The sequence below is a fragment of the Dactylosporangium darangshiense genome (assembly GCF_039537565.1).
GTDB classification, from domain to species: Bacteria; Actinomycetota; Actinomycetes; order Mycobacteriales; family Micromonosporaceae; genus Dactylosporangium; species Dactylosporangium darangshiense.
The window spans coordinates 1-22,062 of record NZ_BAABAT010000023.1 but is presented as its reverse complement, the minus strand read 5'-3'; the positions used below and the strand labels follow the sequence as shown (position 1 = coordinate 22,062).

Here is a 22,062-nt window from a genome sequence, read left to right as displayed (position 1 = left end):
CGGAAATCCAGGCTTGACGCTACGGATATTGCCGTCTACTGCAAGTCACCCAGCGGGCCCGCACCCGACGCACAGCGGGCTCACAGCGATCCGACGCACAGTTGCAGCACGCCCGACTGTCTCGGAGGTACTCAGTGGGTCTCGTTCTCGGCATCGTGAGCCTCGCACTGCTGGTGTTCCAGCTGCTGCTCGTCCTGCGGGCCGTCCTCGACTGGAGCGCCGTGCTCGCCGGCCCTTCGGCCACCGGCTCGGTCCGCTCCCGCCTGACCGCCGGCGTGTGGCGCGTCACCGAGCCCGTCCTCGGCCCGGTCCGGCGGGCGCTGCCCCCGTTGCGCCTGGGCGGCGTCTCCCTGGACCTGGCCTTCATCGTCGTCTTCCTCGCCATCATCATCCTGCGCGCCCTGCTGGCAAGGTTCTGATTTCGGATACCGTACAGTCCCACGTGATAGATTCGCGGGCATGGTGTTCAAGAAGATGCTCGCCGCCTTCGGTGTCGGGGGCCCGAGCGTCGACACGGTGCTCGACGCCGCCGCCGCCAGGCCCGGCGGCTTCATCGACGGACAGGTCCACATCCAGGGCGGCGACCGCGAGGCCCTGATCGAGCGCGTGCTGCTCTCCCTCGTCACCCGCGTCGAGTCCGACTCCTTCGACCGCGAGGCCGGCCTGGAGATCAACCGCATCCCGGTCGCCGAGCGCTTCCGCGTCGAGGCGGGCGAGGCCCGCTCGGTCCCGTTCCGCCTGCCGGTCCCGTGGGAGACCCCGATCACCGCCGTCTACGGCCAGCGCCTGCCCGGCATGGTCATGGGCGTGCGCACCGAGCTCGAGGTCGCCGGCGGCCGCGACAAGGGCGACCTCGACCCGATCGCGATCGAGCCCCTTCCCATCCACCAGTCGATCCTGGACGCCTTCGCCGAGCTGGGCTTCCGCTTCAAGTCCGCCGACGTCGAGCACGGCCGCATCCACGGCGTCCAGCAGCAGCTGCCGTTCTTCCAGGAGATCGAGTTCTGGCCGCCGCAGCAGTACGCCGGCCGGATCAACGAGGTCGAGCTGACGTTCGTCACCAACCCGCAGGGCGTCGAGGTCATCCTGGAGTTCGACAAGCGGTCGGGCATGTTCCAGTCCGGCCACGACGCCTACAGCCGCTTCGGCATCGCGCACGCCGAGGCCACCCGCACCGACTGGCCCAGGCTGGTCGACGGCTGGATCCGCGAGGCCTCCGACCGCCACGCGTCGCACTACGGCTCCCACTACGACCACGGCTCCTACGGCGGCCACGGCCACGGCCACCCGCACGGCCGCCGCGGCCCCGGCATGGGCACCGCGATCGCCGCGGGCGCGGCCGGCGTCGTCGGCGGCATCGTCGCCGGCGAGATGATCGAGGAGGCTTTCTTCGACGACGACGAGGGTGGCGGCTTCTTCGAGTAGGCGAGTTTCGATAGGTTGGAGCCCATGTGGCGGATCACCGTGAGCGACAAGTGCATCAGCTCGGGCAGCTGCGTCGGCCTCGCGCCCGAGCGCTTCGAGATCGACGACTTCGAGGGCCGCTCACATCCGACCCCGGCTGACATCGACCCCGACAACGCCGTCCTCGACGCCGTCGCGTCCTGCCCGATGGAGGCAATCACGGTGGTGGACCTGGACACGGGCGAGCCTATCGAGGCCTAGCGCGCACGGTGGCGGGATCGTCACTGCGGGTGTTGGTGCGATGATCGGGTTTTTCGGCGGATGGTAGGCTCGAGGAGCATGAATGAGGGGCCGGCCGCCGCCGAGATCCCTGCCGTCATCGGACCTTGCGGCGGCGAACGCAGCACCGCCAACAGGTCCACAGCACGGCAAACGCCAGCGCCCGCGCGCGCGAGGAGCCGCCAACGCGCTTCACGCGAGCAGCCTCAGGCTGACGGACGCGGCGGGTCAGCGGCGATGCCACGCGTTGGCACGGCAAACGCCGGGCCAACGCGCTTCGCGTGAGCAGCCTCAGGCTGACGCACGCGGCGGGTGAGCGGCGATGCCACCGTTGGCACGGCAAACGCCGGGCCAACGCGCTTCGCGTGAGCAGCCTCAGGCTGACGCACGCGGCGGGTGAGCGGCGACGCCACCGTTGGCACGGCAAACGCCGGCGCCCGCGCGCGAGCAGCCGCCAACGCGCTTCGCGCGAGCTGCCTCAGGTTCGCGAGCTGCCTCAGGCTGACGGACGCGGCGGGTCAGCGGCGATGCCACCGTTCATGGTGCTGAGCGGGAGTTCGACGCGCAGGGTGGTGCCCGCACCGCGCGGGCTGCGCAGGACGATTCGGCCGCCGAGTGCCTCGACGCGGTCTTTGAGGCCGGTGAGTCCGGTGCCGTGTGCGAAGTCGGCGCCGCCGACCCCGTCGTCGTCGACCGTGACGCGGAGCAGGGCGTCGGCGGTGTCGGCTTCGACGGCGACCCGGGCGGCGGAGGCGTGGGCGTGCTTGGCCGCGTTGGTCAGCGCCTCGGCGACGACGTAGTACACGCTGACCTCGACATGCTCGGGCAGCCGTCCCGCCGTGTGCATGTCGAGGCTGACGGGGACCGGTGAGCGGCGGGCGAGCGCGCGCAGGGCAGGGTGTAGGCCGCCCTTCGTCAGGATGGCCGGGTGGATGCCGTGCGCGATCTCGCGCAGCTCGTCCAGCGCGCCGGTCAATCCGGCGACGGCGCGGTCGAGCTGCACACGGATTGTGCCGAGCTCGGGCGGCAGCGTTGCTTGCACGTTGCGCAGTTGCAGTGCGAGGGAGACCAGTCGCTGCTGGGCGCCGTCGTGCAGGTCCCGTTCGATGCGCCGGCGCGTCTGGTCGGCGGTGGCGACGATCCTCGCGCGCGAGGCGGCGAGTTCGGCGCGGCTCTCGGCGTTGGCGATGGCGGTCGCGATGAGTTCGGTGAAGTCGGCGAGGCGTTGTCCGGTGTCCTGCGGCAGCCGTTCGCGGCCCGACCCGACACCCATGGCACCCCAGACCCGGCCCTCGACGAGAATCGGGCTCGCGACCGCCGAACGGAACCTCGGGAGCGCGGCCTCGGGCAGGCCTTCCGACGCGGGGTTGTCCGCGTCGCGGCGAGCCGCGCGGCCGGTCGCCCGGACCGACGCCAGGGCCGATTCGGGATCGGGTTCGCCCCGCGAGCCCGGTTGGGCCGGCTCGATTCCGTAGCCTCCCATGACCGTCACCTCCCCGTCCGGCTCGAACCGGACGATTCCGGTGCCGTCGGCGCCGAAGAGCGTGCCGACCTCGTCGGCCACTGCGGCGAACACGAGATCGGGGCACGCACCGCGGGCGATCAGCGTCGCCACCCGCCGCAAGGCTGCCTGTTCGTCGGCGATCCGGCGGTAGCCGGCGTACAGCTGGGCGTTGTCGAGCGAGACGGCGAGCTGGCCGGCGATGAGCTTCACGGCGTCGAGTCGTTCGGCGGTGAACCCGCCACGGATGAGGCGGTTCTCCAGCAGCAGCACCGCCTGCAGCGTGCCGCGGCTCAGGATGGGCACGGCCAGCATCGCGCAGCAGGCGATGTCGTTGAAGTACGGGTCGCGGGCGAAGCGGTCGTCGCGGGTGGCGTCGTCCACGATCAGCGGTTCGCCCGTGCGCTGGGCGTATCGCAGCACGGATGTCGGAACCACGTATTCGTGGCCGGTGACGCCGCCGAGGACGGTACCGCCGCCCGGTGTCGGCAGCAGCCAGTCCTGGCGGTCGTCGCTGCGCAGCAGCAGGTGCACGCCGGTAGCGCCGGTCATCGCGCTGAGCACCTTGACCAGGCGGGAGTGCAGCCCTTCGATGCTGGTCTGCGAGCTCAGCGCCTGCGACGCGGACACGATGCCGAGCAGGTCCAGCGTTCCGGTGGTGACGGCGGCCCGCTGATGGAGGACGTCAACGGGCCCGTCGCCGTCCGGGCCGCCCGCCGCGTCGGCCTGTGGGCGCAGGGTCGGGTACGCCCAGGCGAGTTGGTCCAGCTTCGCGGTGGCGCCCCAGGCGAGGTACTCCCGGCGCGCTTCGATCAGCAGGTTGACGCCGGCGAACTCCAGGCCGTGCGCGAGGTAGAACTCGGCCGCGTGTTCGGTGATCAGGGCCCGGTGCCACGGCCGTGAGCGTTGGGAGACCGCGCGCTGCGCGGCGTCGAAGCCCAGGACGGCGGCGTGGAAGTCCCCGACCGCCCACGCTCGCTCCGCCTCGACCAACCGCAGCAGGTGCAGGAAGTTGTCCGGCGCGTCCGCGGCCCGGGCATCCAGCCATCGCGTCACGTCGTCCAGTTCGGACAGCCGGCCGTCGCGTTCGTCAACGTGGCCGGCCCGGGCCTGCCGGGCGATGGCCAGCCCGCGCAGCGCATGGGCCACGGCGGTCGTGTAGACGCCCGGGGCGGCCGATAGCAGCGGCATCGCCGCTGCCGTGTGCCGCGCCAGGCCGACCAGGTCGCCGAGGACGGCAGCGGCGATCGCGCGGGTGACATGCGCGTGGAACGCCGGCAGGTTGCCGGCGTACCCGTCGGTCGGGATCGCCTCACCCGCTGCGGCGGAGCGTTCGCCGCGCAACACACCAGCCAGCCACCGGTAGCTGTCGAGCGACGCGCCGGTCTGCTCATCTCCGGTACGCCGCACAAAGGCCAGTCCGGCCTCGACCTCGGCAGCGTAGGCGTCCAGCGATGGCGCGCAGTCGAGCAGGCCGGTCACCGTCGGATAGTAGGTGTGCCCGGCGTTGTCGAGGTCGCCTCCCGCGATCAACCCTTCACGGGCCTGCCGGGCTGCCTGGATACTGTTTTCGATCGGCTCGAACCAGCAGGACCACAGAGCGAACAGGAACCGCGCCTGCGAGGTGTCGGGCTCGTAGCCGCGGGCCTCGCCCGTCGCCAGGACCCGCCGCAACAACCGGTACCCGGCGACGTAGTCGTCGCGCAGATCCAAAGCGGCCCAGCTGGCGTGGCTCGCCGGGCCGAGCAGGGTGCGGGCGGGGCCGTGCTCGATCCAGATCCGCAGCGCTTCTAGGCTCAGCCAGCCGAGCGTGGCCTGGTCGGCGACGAAGTAGACCGGCGGCAGGATCGCGTTGATCACCCGGGTCGCGGCGAGCAGCGTCGGCTCGGTGATGTCCGCCCGAGTCGGATCGTGGGCGGCATCGGTGTCGTCGAGCCATCGGTACAGATAGTCGAACTGATGGTCGAGCTCCGTCGCGATCCGGTCCGCGGCCGGCACGGCGATGCCGAGCTCACGCAGCGACTCCAGGCCGAGCCCGATCGCCTCCGCGAAGCGGTGCCGGTGGGTCAGGCTGCGCGCCTGCACCGCTCTCGCGTCCGCCCGGCTCAAGGCATCTGTGCACAGACCTGCGAGAGTGCGGAACTCCTCGTCCGCCTCCTCCAGGCGCCCCATGCTGTACAGCGCGGTGTGCCGGCCGGTGTGCGCCGCGACGAGCGTGGCGGTCTCGTCCGGATCGATGAGCCGCAGCGCGGCGGCCAGCAGTGCGTTCGCCGATGTGTAGTTCCCGATCAACGTCGCCTGCCCGGCGGCGCGCCGCAGCAGGCCGACCACCTGACGCCGCTCCACGGCATCGTCGACGGCGTCGATGACCGCCAGGTACTGCTCCGCCGCGACCGCGAACCACTCCGCCGCCCCGGCCAGCCGCCGCGCCATCGCCAACTGCAGGGTGCGCCGCCGTTGCGGATCCATCCGCCGGAGCACCGCCTCCCGGATCCGGTCGTGGCGAAACCGCACCGCCTCCCGCACCCCCGGCTCCACCACCAGCAGCCCCTCGTCGAGTGCGGGCGCCAGCCGTTGCTCCACGACCTCCACCGGCGCGGCGACGGCGGTCTGCAGCACGCTCAGGTCGGCTCGCCCGCCAAGACACGCCATCGCTTCGACCACCTGCCGCGACCGCGCCGGCACGGCCTCGACCCGGGCCGCCAGCAACCCGGCCATCTCCGACCGGCCCAGGTGAGCCCGTACCTCGGTCGCGTTCCACCGCCATCCGTCCGCCGCCGTCAACACACCGTCACGGCGCAGCGCGTTGAGCAACTCCACCGTCTCGTACGGATTGCCGGACGTATACGGACCGATCACCTCACCCAGGCTCGCTGCCGCGGCCTCGTCCACGTGCAGCATCTCGGCGACCAGGGCGATCGTGCCGGACACCGGCAGGTTGCCCAGCCGCAGGTGCCGCACCCCGGGCTGCTCCCGCCACCGGCACCACGCCGCCGCCAAGGGACGCATCGCATCCACCTCGCCTTCACGGCACGCAGCCACCAGCAACAGACCGTCGATCGCCTCCTCGCTCACGACCAGTTCCACGACGCCCAGCGGCGTAGGCTCCGCCCACTGCAGGTCATCGATGAACATCACCACCGGCCGCTTCCGTGATGCAACCGCCCGCACCGCCTGCACGGCCACGCGCTGCGCCCGCACCTGCGCCGTCAGCGGATCCCCCGGCTCGGGCGGCACCCCCAGCAACGCCGCAAACTCCGGCACCACCGCGGCGATCAAACCCGCATTCGGCTCCACGGCCGCCAAGATCCGTCCACGGAGCTCGGCCAGATCGTCCTCCGGCTCGGCCAGCAACAGCCGGCCCAACCCCCGGAACGCCTGATACACCGCGTCGGACTCCAGATCCCGCCGGTACTGGTCGAACTTGCCGACCACGAACCAGCCGTCACAGCTCGTCACGACGGGCCGAAGCTGGTCGACCAACGCCGTCTTGCCCACGCCCGCCGCCCCGGCGATCAGCACCCCACGACACCGGCCCGCGATCGAATCGTCGAATGCCGCCTCCAGCGCCGTGACCTCTGCGTCGCGCCCCACCAGCCGCGACGGTGGGAGCAGACGCAGCGGGACGTCGCGCTCGCCGACCCGCAGCGCGGTCGCTGCCGGCTCGGTGCCCGCGCTCCGCAACCGCTCCAGGTCGTACAGCACGCCATCCGCGGTCTGGTACCGGTTGTCCGGTTCCTTCTCCAGCAGATGCATGATGATCTCGGAGAACGCCCCCGGGACGGCTCGGTTCACCGCGGCCGGCGGCACCGGCACCCGAGCCAAATGGTCATGAGTGAGCCGCAGCGGATCACCCCAGCCGAACGGCGGCGCACCCGTCGCCAGCTCATACAACGTCGCACCCAACGCGTACAGATCGGCGCGCTGGTCGACCGCCCGGCCGGTGCGCCCGGTCTGTTCCGGTGCCAGATACGCCAACGTCCCCACGATCTCGCTGTGATGCGTGAACTCGGGACGGATCTCGGCGAACGATGTCGCCAGGGCGAAGTCCACCAGGAACGGCACGCCACCGCGGGAGATGACGATGTTGGCCGACGTGATGTCCCGGTGCATCACCCCACGGTGGTGCATGCCGGCCACCGCTCGGGCCAGTTCCACCGCCAGCCCGATCAGATCGTCAACCGCCAGCGGTTTCGCCAACCCGGCCAGACTCGTGTCACCAACGTCCGCCAACACGATCGACCCGGGGCAACATGGCGTCTCCACCAACTGCCCGACCCGCTCCACACCGCGCAGCCGCTCCAGGATCGCCACCTCATTGCGCAGCCGGCGGGCCGCGTCCGGCCCCAGCGGTTCTTTGCGCACGACGGTGCGCCCGTCGACGAACAGCCGAGTCACGCGCGCGTGCGCGCTCTCGTGAATCAGTTCAGCCTGAACCAGCGGATCTCGGCCGGGCGGCACCTCGCCTGCCCCCATCCCGACACCTCCAGGGAGGTCGGACACCCACCCGATCCGGGCCGCCCCCATTAGGGTGAAAAGCGATAATTCATGAGATTTGAGGATAAAGATCCATTATCCACGGGTCCGCGACGCGGTGCCAATCCTCAATCGGTCGGCGCCACGCCGTGGTGGTAGGCCGTCAGCAGCGCCTCGCAGGCCTGGACCGGGGTCAGGGTGCCCGCCAGGACCTCACGTTCGACCCGCGGGGTCAGGGCGCGCACCGCGGGGTTCGTGCGCAGGCCGTCCAGCAGCGCGTCCCTCGTCATCGACCACACCCACCTCAGCTGCTGCCGCTCGCGCCGCGCCTTCAGCTCGCCCGAGGACTCGAGCGTGTCGTGGTGGCGGGACAGCTGCGCCCACAGCTCCGGCAACCCGGCGCCCGTGAGGCCGCTGCACGTCACCACCGGCGGCTGCCACTCGGTCCGCGAGGTCCGCAGCAGGCGCAGGGCGCCCGACAGCTCGCGGGCGGCCGCCCTCGCGTCCGGCTCGTGCGGGCCGTCGGCCTTGTTGACCGCGATCACGTCGGCCAGCTCCAGGACGCCCTTCTTGATGCCCTGCAGCTGGTCGCCGGTGCGGGCCAACGCCAGCAGCAGGAACGTGTCCACCATGTCCGCCACCGCGGTCTCGGACTGCCCGACGCCCACCGTCTCCACCAGGACCACGTCGTAGCCGGCCGCCTCGACGATCACCATGGCCTCGCGGGTGGCGCGCGCTACGCCGCCCAGCGTGCCGGACGTGGGCGAAGGGCGCACGAACGCGGCGGGATCCGCGGCCAGGCGGGTCATCCGCGTCTTGTCGCCGAGGATGCTGCCGCCCGTGCGGGTCGAGGAAGGGTCGACCGCAAGGACCGCCACGCGGTGGCCCGCCGTCGTGAGCTGGGTGCCCAGGGCGTCGATGAACGTCGACTTGCCGACGCCCGGGACGCCCGTGACGCCCACGCGGCGGGCGTTGCCGGCGTGCGGGGTCAGGGCGGCCAGGAGCTCCTGGCCGCGTGCGCGGTGGTCGGCGCGGGTGGACTCGACGAGCGTGATGGCGCGGGCGATCCAGGCGCGCGAACCGCCCAGCACGCCCGCCACCAGCTCGCTCAGTGCTGCAACCGGGATCGCAGCACCTCCAGCAGGTCCAGCGCCGCGTCGGCGATCACCGTGCCGGGGCCGAAGATCGCGGCGGCGCCCGCCGCGTGCAGCTCGTCGAAGTCCTGCGGGGGGATCACGCCGCCGACCACGATCAGGATGTCGTCGCGGCCCAGCGCGGCCAGCTCCTCGCGCAGGGCCGGCACCAGCGTGAGGTGACCGGCGGCCAGGGAGTTGACGCCGACGATGTGGACGTCGGCCTCCACCGCCTGGCGGGCCACCTCCGCCGGCGTCGAGAACAGCGGGCCCACGTCGACGTCGAAGCCGAGGTCGGCGAACGCGGTCGCGATCACCTTCTGGCCGCGGTCGTGGCCGTCCTGGCCCATCTTCGCCACCAGGATGCGGGGGCGGCGGCCCTCCGCCTCGGCGAAGGCGTCCGTCGCGGCGCGGACGCGTTCCACGTTTCCGGCGCCGGCTGCCTCATCGCGGTACACGCCGGAAATGGTACGGATCTGCGCGGTGTGGCGGCCGAAGACCTTCTCCAGCGCGTCGGAGATCTCGCCGACGGTGGCGTGGGCGCGGGCCGCGGCCACCGACAGCTCCAGCAGGTTTGCGCCGTTCGCGGCGCCCGCGGTCAGGGCGTCCAGGGCTGCGGCACAGGCGGCGGCATCCCGGGAAGCGCGAAGTTCGCGCAGGCGGGCGATCTGGGCGGCGCGCACGGCCGAGTTGTCGACCTTCAGGACCTCGATCGGCTCGTCGGCGTCGGGGCGGTACTTGTTCACGCCGATCACCGGCTGGCGGCCCGAGTCGATGCGGGCCTGCGTGCGCGCCGCGGCCTCCTCGATGCGCAGCTTCGGGATGCCCTCGTCGATCGCGCGGGCCATGCCGCCGGCGCGCTCGACCTCCTCGATGTGCGACCAGGCGCGGGCGGCGAGGTCGTGGGTGAGGCGCTCGACGTACGCGCTGCCGCCCCACGGGTCGATGACCCGGTTGGTGCCGGACTCCTGCTGCAGCAGCAGCTGCGTGTTGCGGGCGATGCGGGCCGAGAAGTCGGTCGGCAGGGCGAGCGCCTCGTCGAGGGCGTTGGTGTGCAGCGACTGGGTGTGGCCCTGCGTCGCGGCCATGGCCTCGATGCAGGTGCGCACCACGTTGTTGAACACATCCTGCGCGGTCAGCGACCAGCCCGACGTCTGGCAGTGCGTGCGCAGCGACAGCGACTTCGGGTTCTTCGCGCCGAAGTCCCGCACCAGCCGCGACCACAGCAGCCGGCCCGCGCGCAGCTTGGCTACCTCCATGAAGAAGTTCATGCCGATCGCCCAGAAGAACGACAGCCGCGGCGCGAACGCGTCGACGTCGAGGCCGGCGTCGCGGCCCGCGCGCAGGTACTCCACACCGTCCGCGAGCGTGTAGGCCAGCTCCAGGTCGGCGGTCGCGCCGGCCTCCTGGATGTGGTAGCCCGAGATCGAGATGGAGTTGAACTTCGGCATGTGCTTCGAGGTGTACCCGAAGATGTCGCCGATGATGCGCATCGAGGGCGCGGGCGGATAGATGTAGGTGTTGCGGACCATGAACTCTTTGAGGATGTCGTTCTGGATGGTGCCGGACAGCTGCTCCGGCGCCACCCCCTGCTCCTGCGCGGCGACGATGTACAGCGCCAGGACCGGCAGCACCGCGCCGTTCATCGTCATCGACACGCTCATGCGGTCCAGCGGGATGCCCTCGAACAGCCGGCGCATGTCCAGGATCGAGTCGATGGCCACGCCCGCCATGCCCACGTCGCCGGCCACGCGCGGGTGGTCGGAGTCGTAGCCGCGGTGCGTGGCGAGGTCGAAGGCGACCGACAGGCCCTTCTGGCCGCCGGCGAGGTTGCGGCGGTAGAAGGCGTTGGACTCCTCGGCGGTGGAGAAGCCCGCATACTGCCGGACCGTCCACGGCTGCGTCGTGTACATGGTCGGATAGGGGCCGCGGACGTACGGCGGGATGCCCGGCATCCCGTGCAGGAACTCGACGCCGTCGAGATCCTCGGGGCCGTAGACGCCCTTCACGGCGATGCCCTCGGGCGTGAGCCACGGCTCGCTACCGGCAAAGGGATCATCGTCGACGCGCGGGGTGCCGAGCGCGATCTCGGAGAAGTCGGGGATCACGGCGCCACCACTTTCAGGTCCGCGTGCGTCTGCTGCAGCACGGCGAGCGCGTCGCAGCCGGTGTACAGGTACGCGTCCACGCCCGCGTAGTCGCCGGGCCTACCGGCCAGCCAGACCTTCGTCACGCCCTCGGCGCGCAGCCGCTCGGCGGTGGCGGCGGCCTCCTCGGCGTAGGAGCGGTCGGAGCCGCAGATGCAGGCCACCGCCGACGGCTCGGCGGACAGGCGCACCCCGCCGGCCGCGAACAGGTTGGTGGCGAAGGCGACCCGCGCGGAGTGCGCGGCCGGCGGACCCAGCGCCACCAGGCGCACCGCCGGGGGTTGCGCCGCGGCGTCGGCGGCGTCGCGGAGGCGTTCGAAGCTCTCGGAGTACCACATCCGGGGAAGCCCGCCGGAGGGTGGGACCGGGGCGGGCGCGCGGACCGGGCGGCGCTCGGACAGGTCCGGAAACTCCGACACGCCGGTGATCGGCTGCCGCCGGTGCGCGATGTCGTCGAGGCGCCGCTGCCGGGTCGCGGCGATCCGGTCGGAGACCTGCCCGCTGCGCAGCGCGGCGGCCATCCCGCCGGCCCGCTCGACCTCGTTGAACACCTCCCAGGCGGCGTGCGCGATGGCGTCGGTGAGCGACTCGGCGTACCACGAACCGCCGGCCGGATCGAGCACCCGCGCGACCGAGGACTCCTCGATGAGCAGCGACTGGGTGTTGCGCGCGATACGCCGGGCGAAGCCGTCGGGCAGCCCGAGCCGCGCGTCGAACGGCTGCACGGTGACCGCGTCGGCGCCGCCGACGCCGGCGGCGAAGCACGCGACGGTGGTGCGCAGCAGGTTCACCCACGGGTCGCGGGCGGTCATCATCGCGTCGCTGGTCACCGCGTGCTGGCGCATCCCGCCCCGGTGCGGCACGTCGATGACCTGCGCGACGCGGGCCCACAGCCGCCGCGCCGCGCGCAGCTTCGCGATCGTCGCCCACTGGTCGGCGCTCGCCGCGAACCGGAACTCCAGCTGCCCCAGGGCCATGCCGGCGCTCAGCCCGGCGGCGACGAGCTCGCGCAGGTAGGCCACGCCCGTCGCGGTCGCGTAGCCGAGTTCCTCCGCGTCGGCGGCGCCGGCGTCGTGGTACACCGTGGCGTCGACGGTGGCCACCGGGATCGGCGAGGAGCGCACGAGCGTCGCGAGCAGCCCGGCGTCGGCGCGCTGCCCGGTGCGGGCCTCCCAGCCGAGCGGGTCGGCGCCGAGGTTGCCGGACTTCTCCTCGCCCGGCAGGGCCAGGAACGCGCGGGCCGCCTCGAGCGTGTCGGCGCCGTTGTCCAGCACCACCGCGGCCAGGTTCAGGTGCACGCCGTCGAGCGCCTCGGCCAGGTCGGCGGGCGCGATGCCGGCCAGCCAGAGCGAGGTCGCGCCGTGCTCGAGGTCGTCGAGGACCGCCGCGCGGGTCGCCTTCGCGTCCGGGTCGGCATGGCGCTGGCGCACGTCCCACGGTCGGGGCGCCGTCGAAGCGCCGCGCACGAACGGCGCCCGGCCCGGCTGCCCGGCCGGCGGCGCGGGGTCGGCGGCGGTGTACAGCGGCGCGACGCGAACCCCGTCGTAGGTTTCGGTCGACAGCAGCTCGTCGACCGCGTCCGGCGGCGTGTCCTCGCCGGCCAGCCCGGACTTGCGCAGCACGCCCAGCGCGAGCCGCCGCCAGTCCTGCAGATCCACGGGGGCGCTCATGAGGCGATGCTAAGGGCCGGTATCGGCCGGACGTCCACCCTTGTGACAACCTCCACCCACCCAATATGGCACCGGTTCAGCCCGCCTTCAGCGCGGGTTCAGGCGCGGCGCAGCACCTGGAAGCCCACGGCGACCCCGGCCCGGGAGTCCGACACCAGCGTGACCGCCCGCCTGCCGTCGGCTCGGGCGGTCAGCAGGAGCTGGGTGACGAGGACGTGCTCGTCGTGGCAGTCCATGTCGACGTACGTCTCGTCGTCGCCGATGCGGAACAGCGCCCACACCTGCCCCTCACCCAGGCAGATCACCTGGAGGCGATAGTCACCGCGCGGGTAGGCCCGCTCGTCGTCGAGCCGCACGACGTTGTCGCGCTGCGACGTCATCAGCCGCACGTCGGAGGCCTCGACGGCGTCGGGTTCGGCCTGGTTGTACTGCCGGACGCGCGCCAGCATCCGCTCCCGCAGCGCACCCGGCAGCCCGGGCGCCTCGCCGGCCGCCGACGGCGTCACCGGCGCCGCCACGACCGACATCCGCGCCGGCTCGGCGGGCCGGGCGTTGGCCACGGCGAACCCGAACGCGGCCCCGACGACCAGCGCCACGACGACGTAGAGCGTGCCGCGCTGCCGCCGCCGGCCTGCCCCCGGCTCCGGCACCGGTTCAGCGCCCGTCACCTCGATGTCCATCTCTGCCCGATAGTAGGCCGCTCGCGCGGGGATGGCACGCTGACCGCCCGCCAGGTGGCCGAGCGCATTGAGGCCTTCCGCGCCGGCGTCAACCCGCGCGGTCGAGCAGGTAACGGCGTTCGGGCTCGCTCGCGGTGAGGCGCGCCGCCGCCGCGAACTCGGCGGAGGCCTCCTGCGTGCGGCCGGCGTCGGCGAGCAGGTGCGCGCGGACCGCCGGCACGCGGTGGTGGCCGCGCAGGGCCGGGTCGGCCTCGGCCTCGGCGAGGGCCGCGAGGCCGGCCTGCGGGCCGTGGACCATGGCGACGGCCACGACGCGGTTCAGGGTGACCATCGGGCCGGGGGAGAGGGTGCGCAGCAGGTCGTAGAGGGCCAGGATCTGCGGCCAGTCGGTGTCCTCGGCGCGGGGTGCCTCGGCGTGTACCGCCGCGATGGCCGCCTGGACCTGGAACGGGCCGATCGGGGCCGACCGCAGCGCGCCGGTCAGGACGTCCACGCCCTCGGCGATGAGCGCGGCGTCCCACCTGGTGCGGTCCTGGCCCGATAACGGGATCAGGGCGCCGTCGGTACCCGTGCGAGCCGGCCGGCGCGCCTCCGTGAGCAGCATCAGGGCGAGCAGGCCGGCGGCCTCGCCGCGCAGGGCGGACGGCGCCGAGGCGAGAGCGGCGTGCAGGCGCCGGGTCAGGCGCAGCGCCTCGTCGGTCAGCGGCGGGCGGTACAACGCCTCGCCCGAGGACGCGGTGTGGCCCTCGGTGAACACGAGGTACAACACCTGCAGGACCGTGTCGAGGCGCTCCGGCAGCTCGTCGGGGCCCGGCGGGGCGAACCGTGCGCCGGCCTCGCGGATGCGCTGCTTCGCGCGGCTGATGCGCTGGGCGATGGAGGCCTGCGGCACCAGGTGCGCGCGGGCGATCTCGGCGGTGCTCAGGCCGCCCACCGCGCGCAGCGTGAGCGCCACCTGCGACGGGCGGGTCAGCGCCGGATGGCAGCACAACAGCAGCAGGGTGAGCGAGTCGTCGAGGTCCGGCGGCTCGGCGGGCGCGGGCTCGGCGGCGGTGCGCAGCTCGCGGCGGCGGCGGGCGTCGTCGGAGCGCCACTGGGCGATCCAGCGGCGGGAGGCCACGGTCAGCAGCCATCCGCGGGGGTACGCCGGGACGCCCTCGCCCGGCCACTGCACCGCCGCGGCGAGCAGCGCCTCCTGCACCGCGTCCTCGCACGTGTCGAAGTCGCCGTAGCGGCGCACGAGGGAGGCCAGGACCGCCGGCGCCTCCTCCCGCAGGATCGCCTCGATCGTCACCGCAGCGACACGACGGGCCGGACCTCGACCGTGACGAACTCGGCCTCGGGGATGCGCCCGGCCAGCTCCACCGCGCGGTCGATCGAGTCGCACTCGACCAGGTAGTACCCGGCCAGGTGCTCCTTGACCTCGGCGAACGGCCCGTCGGTGACCTGCGCCCGCCCGCCGCGCACCGCGACGATCCGCGCCGACTCCGGCTGCTGCAGCGCCTCGGCGCCGACGAGCTCGCCGGACGCGGCCATCTCGGCGCGCAGGGCCTCGTGCGCGGCGTACCCGGCCCGGCGCTGCTCCTCGTCGAAGCCCGCCCACGCGGCGCGGCTCGCCGGGTTGCTGTAGATCATGATGAGGTACTTCATGTCGGTATGTTGGCATGCATGGAACCCGACGAGTACATCCGCGCGCTCGCCGCCGAGTCCCTGGCCCGCGACGATGCCACCGGCTGGTGGGACACCCTCTACGCGGCCGCCGGGGAGGGCGTCACCGAGATCCCGTGGGACCGCGGCGGGCCGCACGCCCTGCTCGCCTCCTGGCCCGGTCCCGCCGAGCCGCGCGGCAGCGCGGTCGTCGTCGGCGCGGGCCTCGGCGGCGACGCGGAGTTCCTGGCCGCGCGCGGCTGGCGGACCACCGCGTTCGACATCTCCCCGACGGCGATCGCGGCGGCGAAGGCGCGCTTCCCGGGATCGCCGGTGCAGTACGTGGCCGCCGACCTGTTCGACCCGCCGCCGTCGATCGCGGCCGGGTTCGACCTGGTGGTGGAGAGCCTGACGGTGCAGGCGCTGCCGCCTTCGTACCGCGAGCGGGCCGTCGGGGCCGTCCGGGCCCTCGTGCGCCCCGGCGGGACGCTGCTGGTCATCGCCGCGGCCGCCGACGAGGGCGAGCGGTCCGAGGAGGGGCCGCCGTGGCCGCTGACCCGGGCCGAGGTGGAGTCGTTCGCTCACCAGGCGACGGGCCTGCGCCTGGTGAGCGTCGAGGAGTTCCGGGAGGGCGGCAGTCACCGCTGGCGGGCGCAGTTCAGCGCTTGACGATCTCCGCGACCAGCCCGTATTCGACGGCGTCCTGAGCGGTCAGGAACCGGCCCGACTGCAGGTCGTCCTCGACCCGCGAGCGCGGCTGGCCGGTCGCGCCGGAGATGCGCAGGATCAGGTCCTCCAGGTCGCGCAGGTAGCGGCCGGCCTCGGCGACGACCTGGTCGGCGTTGCCGCCGGGCGAGGTCACCCGCGGCTCGGCCAGCCGGAACCGCGCGTGCGCGAAGGCGCTGCGCCGGGCGGCGGCGCAGAACACCCCGAGCGCGGCGGCGCTGACCTCGCCGACCGCGGTGGCGTGCACCGGGGCCTGCAGCGAGTCGATGGCGTCGACGAGCGTCCAGACGGCGGCGAGGGTGCCCTGCTCGGCGCTCATGTGCATGCTGATCGGCTCGGCCCCGGCCGCGTCGAGGGCGAGCAGCGTCGCCGCCGTGCGGGAGGCCATCTCGGGCTCGATCGGCCCGCGCAGGAACACCATGCGCCGGCCGAACAGCTGCTCGTCCAGCCACGGCGCGTGCAGCGCCGGCGGCATCGGCGGCTCGTCGTCGGGTCGCCGGTCATAGCGTGCGCGCATGTGCCGAACATAGGCGAGATCACCGCCGCCGGCCGACCCCGAGCCGCCCCTTCCGCTACGGGCTGAACCGCCGAGCCTGATCGGCCGGCTTGCCTTGTGGCCATTGGACGGCATCGGCGGCTCGCGGCTTTCTATATGCGTGACGCACGAAATCGGGACGGCGCCGCCGGACTTCGCCGAGTTCTACCGCGCCGAGGCCGCGCGGGTGCAGCACGCCATGCGCGCCTTCGCCGGCCGTGAGCTCGGCGCCGAGGCGACCGCGGAGGGCTTCGCGCGGATGCTGGAGCGCTGGGACCGGCTGCGCGAACTCGGCCCGGCGCAGCGGCGGGCCTACGCGCTGCCGGTGGAGACCGAGGAGCCGACCCCGTCGGACCTGCCGAGCAGCTGTGCGGGGGCGTGGAAGCTGACGTACGCCGGCGGGCAGTTCAGCGTCGGCGATCGTGGCAGCGCCTGCCCGGCGCTGCGCCGCGACCGCCTGCTGCTCATGGAGGACGTGTCGGGCAACGGGCTGATCGGCCCGGGCGCGGCGAAGGTGTGGCCGCTGCAGGACGTGCCGGATTCCCTGACGCCGCCGTTCGCGTTTCGGGTGGCCGGGATTCCCGCGACGACGCCGGGGCACACGTACGAGCTCATCCACGTCCGGGCGGCGGACGCGGGGAAGGCGACGGCGGGCGCCGACGCCTACGAGTTCTACAAGCACTCGATGACGATCTCGCTGACCGTGGTGGCGTAGGGCGTCACCGTCCGAGGCCCGCCTCGCGGGCCCGGACGATCGCCTCGGCGCGGTCGGCGACCTGCAGCTTCGCGAACACGTTCGACACGTTGTTGCGGACCGTCTTCTGCGACAGGAACAGTGCCTGCGCGATCTGGGCGTTGGAGCGGCCGGCCGCGAGCAGCTCGAGGATCTCCCGCTCGCGGGCGGACAGCTGCGGGAACGCCTCGGTCGCGGCCGGCGGCCCGGCGGCGAAGAACTCGGCGATGCGCCGGGCGAGGGTCGCGCCGAACACCGCGCCGCCCGAGGCGACGGTGTTGATGGCCCGCACGATCTCCTCCTGCTCGGCGCCCTTCACGAGGTACCCGCGCGCGCCGGCCCGCACCGCGGTGAACACGGTGCCGTCGTCCTCGGACATGGTGAGCACGACGACGCCGACCTCGGGCGCCTCGGCCGCGAGCCGCCGGGTGGCCTCGATGCCGTTCAGCCCCGGCATCTGTACATCCATGACGACGACGCCCGGCCGCAGCGACAGGGCGAGCTCGACCGCCTCCAGGCCCGTCGCCGCCGTGCCGACGACCTCGATGCCGCCGACCGAGCCGAGCAGGACGGCCAGGCCGTCGCGGAAGATCGGGTGGTCGTCGGCGACGATCACCCGGATCGCGTCGTCGGTCATGGCCTGGGCTCCTCGCGTCGCGCTGGGTTCATGACGATACAGCGGTCGTGGCCAGGGGCAGCCGGGCGCGCACGACGGTGCCGCCCGACGCCGGGCACTCGATCTCGCAGCGCCCGCCGAGCTCCGCCGCCCGCTCCCGCAGCGACACCAGGCCCACGCCGGACGGGGTGCCGGCCGCGATCCCGGTCCCGTCGTCGGCGACCTCGACCACGAGGGTCTCGCCGTCGGCGGCCAGCCGCACCGTGCACACGGTGGCGTTCGCGTGCTTCGCCACGTTCGTCAGGGCCTCCGAGGCGATGCGGTACGCCGCCACCTCCACCGCCGCCGGCAGGTCGGCCGGCAGGTCCGCCGACACCTGCGTGGCCAGCTTCGGCGTGCGCAGCCGCTCGGCGAGCTGGCCGACCGCGCCGGCCAGGCCGACGTCGTCGAGCGCGGGCGGGCGCAGGTCGTGCACGAGCCGCCGCACGTCGGCGAGCGCGGCCGAGACGTCCTCGCGGGCCTGCTTGAGCAGCGCGTCGGCCCGGACACCGTCGGCGCGCATGAGGTTGCGGGCGGTGTCGATGCGCAGCGCGACGCCGCCGAGGGCCGGGCCGAGCCCGTCGTGCAGGTCGCGGCGCACCCGGCGGCGCTCCTCCTCCCGCGCGCCGACGAGGCGCTCCCGGCTGACCTGCAGCTCGGCGGCGAGGTAGCTGGAACGGGCGGCGGCGGCCGCCTGGCGGACCACGTCGGCGAGGAGGCGCTCGTCGCGCGGGGAGAGGGCGGCGCGGTAGCCGCCGGCGGCGAGGATGAGCCGGCCGACGGTCTCGTCGCGGTACGTGATGGGCAGCGTCTGTGTGGCGGCGGGCGCCGTGCCGAACTCGGCCAGCAGCGCCTGCCCGCCGGTGCGGTGCACCTCGACGGCGACGTAGGGGGTGCGGAACGCCTCGGCGACGCTGCGCGCGACGGCGAGGAGCTGGTGCTCGGGGCTGTCGGAGCGCTCCAGCTGCTCGGCGAGGCCGGAGATGATGCGGTACGGGTCGTGGCGGCGGCCGAGGACGACGCGCTGGACGAGCAGCCACAGCCGGTTGCGGAGCGGCCCGTACACCACCAGCACCACGAGCAGCCCGACCAGCGCCGCGCCCCGGTCGCCCAGCAGCGTCGTGACGAGGGCGAGGACGCCGGCGTCGACGAGGACCACGATCGTGGCCAGCGAGCCGTAGAGCACGGTGCCGCCGAGCAGCCGGTCGATGTCGATGAGCTGGGGCTGCAGCACGCCGACCGCGATCGCGCCGGCGGTGACGGCGATCGCGACGAACAGCCCGGCGCCGAGCCACGACTGCGGCAGCACCAGCGCGGAGAGCATCACGAGCACGTCGACGACGCCGGCCCACAGCAGCCACCGCATGCGGGTGCGCTCGAGGCCGTCGGCGGCGCGGTACCGCCGGAACACCACCGCGAACGGGATCAGCATGCTCAGCGGGAGCGCCGCGTATCCGACCCGCAGCAGCACCTGCCAGGCGGCGTCGGGCAGCGGCAGGGTCAGCAGGTCGATCGAGAGCCCCTGCGCGGCGGCGGGGGCGGGCCCGTCGTCCATCGCGTCGGCGATGCGGGCCGGCACGAAGAGCAGGGTCAGCGGCAGTACCGCGGTGGCGCCCAGGCTCACCAGCGCCGCCCACCGCCACCGGCCGCGCGGCAGCCGCCCGTCGGGGTAGTACAGCAGCAGCAGGGGCAGCCACAGCAGCAGCCCGGCGCCGACGCGCTGGTACACCCAGTAGGACTCCGCCGTGCCCGCCGGCACCGGCGACCGCGTCGTGGCGTAGGCGACCCAGGCCACCGCCGCCCCGTCGACGGCCCAGTGCAGCCCGCCGAGGCAGAGGAACCAGCCGACGGCGTTGCGCGGCACGCGGCGCAGCATGAGCGCGCCGGGCACCGCCAGCGCCACGCCCGCCAGGCCGGAGATCCAACCCGCCTCCAGGCCGTCGCTCGCGCGCCGCTGCGCCCCGATGGAGATCTCGAAGACGACGGACGTCACGGTGGCGGCGAGCGCCAGCGCGACGAACACGCCGCCGACCAGGGTGGACACGCGGGGCTTGGACACCCGGTCATGGTGCCAGGCCGGGAGTCCCGGCGGCCCGAGGACTCGCGTCCCGACCGCGGCGGGACAGCGCGCGGGACCGCATCGGGGTCGCCCGACCCTGCCGCCCGGGTCGGTGGTTCCCGCAAAGTTCTCGGCATACCGCGCTGCGACACACGGCGCTCTACATAAAGGAACCCGAGATGACGATCCGCACCGAACCGATCCCCGCCCGCACCGACCTTCCCCCCGTGGTGACCGCCCGGATCTCGGCCCGCTCGACCCGGGCGCTGGGCCTGGCCCTGACCGCCGGCACCCTGTCCTGGGCGGCCGCCATCTTCACCGTCGGCAACAACCCGACCGACTCGCTGGGCCTGACCGTCACCGACGTCGGCGGCGGCCTGTTCCAGCTGGGCCTGTTCGCGCTGCTGGCGGTGCAGCTGCGCACGTCGGCGACCGGCACGACCAAGGTGGCGCGCGGCATGCTGTACGTCGAGCACGTCCTGCTCACCATCGCCACGGTGTGGAGCTTCCTGCACGCGATCCCGTCGCTGCGCGACGCCGCGTGGCTGGTCCCGATGGACATCTTCTGGCCGCTGTCGATGCTCGGCATGTTCGTGATCGGCCTGAAGATCCTGTTCACCCGCCGCTGGCGCGGCGCCGCGCGCTTCTGGCCCACGGTCGCCGAGAGCTGGGCCGTGGTCACCGTGCCGACGTTCGCGATCCTCGGCTCCCCGATCGCCGACTACGTGGGCGGCTCGCACCTGCTCATCGGCTACGCCGCCCTGGGCGCGATCCTCGCCTTCCGCCCCGAGCTGACCGGCGCCCGCGCATGACCGCCTGGGCCGGACCGTACAAGTTCTCGGCCGCCGACCCTTCCTGAATCATCGGAAATGTCCGGCCAGTGCGGCCGGACATTTCCGCGTTCCACGCCGGCGTCGGCCCGGTCACGGCGCGAGCGTACTGTGGCCGGCGTGTGGGCGGAGATCCATGTATTTCGTGGCCGGATGTACGCGACCGGGCAGTGGGGATTCTCCGCCGGCGTGCACGTGGCCGACGGCGCCTCCGATCAGGTGCTGGGCGCGACGGTCCTCGAGCAGCTGCAGCAGCGCAGCCGGCCGCCGTTGCCGATCCGGTCGAAGGAACCCAACCCTTGGCACGCGTTCTGCGAGCGGGTCGCCGGAGTGCCGGTGCGGCAGTACCGGCCCGAGAAGCGGGTGCGTGCGCTGCGCACGGACGAAGGCTGGCAGGTGGACCGCCGGCCCGGTGACATGGACGCGCCGGTGCGGATCGTGGACCCTGCGGACGGGCTTGCGGCGCTCGGGGCCGCGGTACGGCGCGAGCTGGCGTCGATGGAGCCGCGCTGGCCCACGGTCCGGCGGGTCATGATCATGACGGCGGCGACCGGGCAGGTGGTCGTCATGCCGAACGTCGACGGGTACTGCGTCGGGCCGGCCCGCGTGGTCGAGGCGGCCGCGGCGCTGCACGACGCCGTCCTGGGTGCGCTGGGAGACGCTGAGCCGGGCGGCGGGCCGGCGTTCGAGGCGGCGCTGACCGCGGCGGGGCTCGACCCCCGGCTGCTGCACGGCGGCGCCCGGATCATCCTCGACGAGCGCTCCGACGGCAGCGTCGAGCTGATCGGCAGCGGCGTGGAGGGCAACGCCGGCACGCCGGCGCGTCGCTGGCTCGGGCGCGTCGACGCGCTCGGCGAGGTGTGCGCCGCGGCGGAGGCGATGCTGCGGGAGCTGCCGGCGCAGCACCTGCCGCCGGGCACCCACACGGGCGCGAGCTTCGGCTTCAAGTGCTGCTGGCTGGCGGTGCGCGGCGGGAGCACGGACGTCGTCACCGCGGCCGTCGGGCTGCGGGGCGCGCGGGAGGTCGGCTGGGACGAGGGCGTCGACCTCGCGTACGACCGGCAGGTCTTCGTCTCGCCGCCGATCGCCGGGTGGGTGTTCGTGGCCGGCAACCTGCTGCCGTTCGACGGGGGCGCGGCGGCGGGGCTGAGCGCGCGGCTCGGCGCCGAGGTGCAGTTCTTCGGCACGCACCGGGTCGCGGAGTACCACGAATGGGCCCTCGCCACCGGCGGCCGGCTCCTGCGGCGGCTGCGCTGCGACGGCTCCCGCGGCGAGTTCGAGCAGCAGGGCGCGCCGACGCCGGTGGAGGCGGAGCTGGGCATCCCGGCGATGAGCGCCGAGGACTGGGACGTCAACGAGATCACCGTCATGCGGGTCGCCGCGGCCTGGAGTCTCGACCCCAACACGCTGCACCTGCGCGAGTCGAGCGCGCCCACCGGCCTCGCCGGCACGGTGCCGGGCTAGGGCCTGTCTCGTGGATCAGCGCGGCCTAGGATCTCACCAAAGGGTGCCGGCGGTGCGGATGGTGTCGAGCAGGACCCAGACGGCGTAGCTCGCCGTCAGCAGCGCGACGGCCGCCCCGGCGAA

The 22,062-nt window shown here is 73.6% G+C and carries 17 protein-coding genes; 7 read left to right on the top strand and 10 right to left on the bottom strand.

Annotated elements, in window-relative coordinates:
- The first annotated feature begins 134 nt into the window (after positions 1-134).
- The 3 genes from ABD901_RS33675 to ABD901_RS33665 are packed head-to-tail and all read left to right on the top strand — an operon-like array spanning position 135 to position 1,665.
- Positions 135-419 (top strand): YggT family protein, encoded by a 285-nt coding sequence (locus ABD901_RS33675; RefSeq protein WP_345133071.1) that lies wholly within the window; start codon positions 135-137, stop codon positions 417-419.
- 40 nt (positions 420-459) lie between these two features.
- Entirely contained in the window at positions 460-1,425 is a 966-nt protein-coding gene (locus tag ABD901_RS33670; RefSeq protein ID WP_345133070.1) for a sporulation protein, read from the top strand.
- 24 nt (positions 1,426-1,449) lie between these two features.
- On the top strand, positions 1,450-1,665 hold the full coding sequence (locus ABD901_RS33665) for a ferredoxin (RefSeq protein WP_345133068.1): 216 nt from the start codon (positions 1,450-1,452) through the stop codon (positions 1,663-1,665).
- A 514-nt stretch (positions 1,666-2,179) separates the two neighbouring features.
- Here ABD901_RS33665 and ABD901_RS33660 read toward each other — a convergent pair.
- From ABD901_RS33660 to ABD901_RS33630, 7 genes are all read right to left on the bottom strand, one after another.
- Positions 2,180-7,582, bottom strand: coding sequence for an AAA family ATPase (locus tag ABD901_RS33660; protein WP_345133066.1), 5,403 nt, complete (start codon positions 7,580-7,582; stop codon positions 2,180-2,182).
- A 206-nt stretch (positions 7,583-7,788) separates the two neighbouring features.
- Positions 7,789-8,760, bottom strand: coding sequence for a methylmalonyl Co-A mutase-associated GTPase MeaB (gene meaB / locus ABD901_RS33655; protein WP_345133064.1), 972 nt, complete (start codon positions 8,758-8,760; stop codon positions 7,789-7,791).
- A gap of 8 nt (positions 8,761-8,768) precedes the next feature.
- Positions 8,769-10,880, bottom strand: coding sequence for a methylmalonyl-CoA mutase (scpA, locus tag ABD901_RS33650; RefSeq protein WP_425556751.1), 2,112 nt, complete (start codon positions 10,878-10,880; stop codon positions 8,769-8,771).
- 17 nt (positions 10,881-10,897) lie between these two features.
- A complete protein-coding gene (locus ABD901_RS33645; protein ID WP_345133060.1) occupies positions 10,898-12,610 on the bottom strand; it encodes a methylmalonyl-CoA mutase subunit beta in 1,713 nt (570 codons plus the stop codon).
- A 98-nt stretch (positions 12,611-12,708) separates the two neighbouring features.
- The gene (locus tag ABD901_RS33640; RefSeq protein ID WP_345133058.1) at positions 12,709-13,290 is read right to left on the bottom strand and encodes a hypothetical protein; all 582 of its coding nucleotides are present in this window, start codon (positions 13,288-13,290) and stop codon (positions 12,709-12,711) included.
- Positions 13,291-13,378: 88 nt separating this feature from the next.
- Positions 13,379-14,584: an RNA polymerase sigma factor gene (locus ABD901_RS33635; protein ID WP_380135739.1), complete on the bottom strand. Its 1,206-nt coding sequence runs from the start codon at positions 14,582-14,584 to the stop codon at positions 13,379-13,381.
- On the bottom strand, positions 14,581-14,940 hold the full coding sequence (locus tag ABD901_RS33630; RefSeq protein ID WP_345133056.1) for a YciI family protein: 360 nt from the start codon (positions 14,938-14,940) through the stop codon (positions 14,581-14,583). The genes ABD901_RS33635 and ABD901_RS33630 overlap by 4 nt, the downstream gene beginning before the upstream one ends.
- A gap of 18 nt (positions 14,941-14,958) precedes the next feature.
- Between ABD901_RS33630 and ABD901_RS33625 the strand changes: the two genes are divergently transcribed.
- On the top strand, positions 14,959-15,606 hold the full coding sequence (locus ABD901_RS33625; protein ID WP_345133053.1) for a class I SAM-dependent methyltransferase: 648 nt from the start codon (positions 14,959-14,961) through the stop codon (positions 15,604-15,606).
- Here ABD901_RS33625 and ABD901_RS33620 read toward each other — a convergent pair.
- Positions 15,596-16,180, bottom strand: a complete 585-nt coding sequence (locus ABD901_RS33620; protein ID WP_345133051.1) for an ATP-dependent Clp protease proteolytic subunit — start codon at positions 16,178-16,180, stop codon at positions 15,596-15,598. The genes ABD901_RS33625 and ABD901_RS33620 overlap by 11 nt on opposite strands.
- Before the next feature lie 139 nt (positions 16,181-16,319).
- Between ABD901_RS33620 and ABD901_RS33615 the strand changes: the two genes are divergently transcribed.
- On the top strand, positions 16,320-16,913 hold the full coding sequence (locus ABD901_RS33615; protein ID WP_345133049.1) for a hypothetical protein: 594 nt from the start codon (positions 16,320-16,322) through the stop codon (positions 16,911-16,913).
- 4 nt (positions 16,914-16,917) lie between these two features.
- Here the strand turns inward: ABD901_RS33615 and ABD901_RS33610 are convergent, their stop codons facing one another.
- A complete protein-coding gene (locus ABD901_RS33610) occupies positions 16,918-17,568 on the bottom strand; it encodes a response regulator (protein WP_345133047.1) in 651 nt (216 codons plus the stop codon).
- 28 nt (positions 17,569-17,596) lie between these two features.
- On the bottom strand, positions 17,597-19,645 hold the full coding sequence (locus ABD901_RS33605) for a sensor histidine kinase (protein ID WP_345133044.1): 2,049 nt from the start codon (positions 19,643-19,645) through the stop codon (positions 17,597-17,599).
- 179 nt (positions 19,646-19,824) lie between these two features.
- Here ABD901_RS33605 and ABD901_RS33600 point away from each other — a divergent pair, with 179 nt between their 5' ends.
- Together ABD901_RS33600 and ABD901_RS33595 are read left to right on the top strand one after the other, a co-directional pair.
- A complete protein-coding gene (locus tag ABD901_RS33600; protein ID WP_345133042.1) occupies positions 19,825-20,457 on the top strand; it encodes a hypothetical protein in 633 nt (210 codons plus the stop codon).
- Positions 20,458-20,595: 138 nt separating this feature from the next.
- A complete protein-coding gene (locus tag ABD901_RS33595) occupies positions 20,596-21,939 on the top strand; it encodes a hypothetical protein (protein WP_345133040.1) in 1,344 nt (447 codons plus the stop codon).
- The last annotated feature ends 123 nt before the right edge of the window (positions 21,940-22,062 follow it).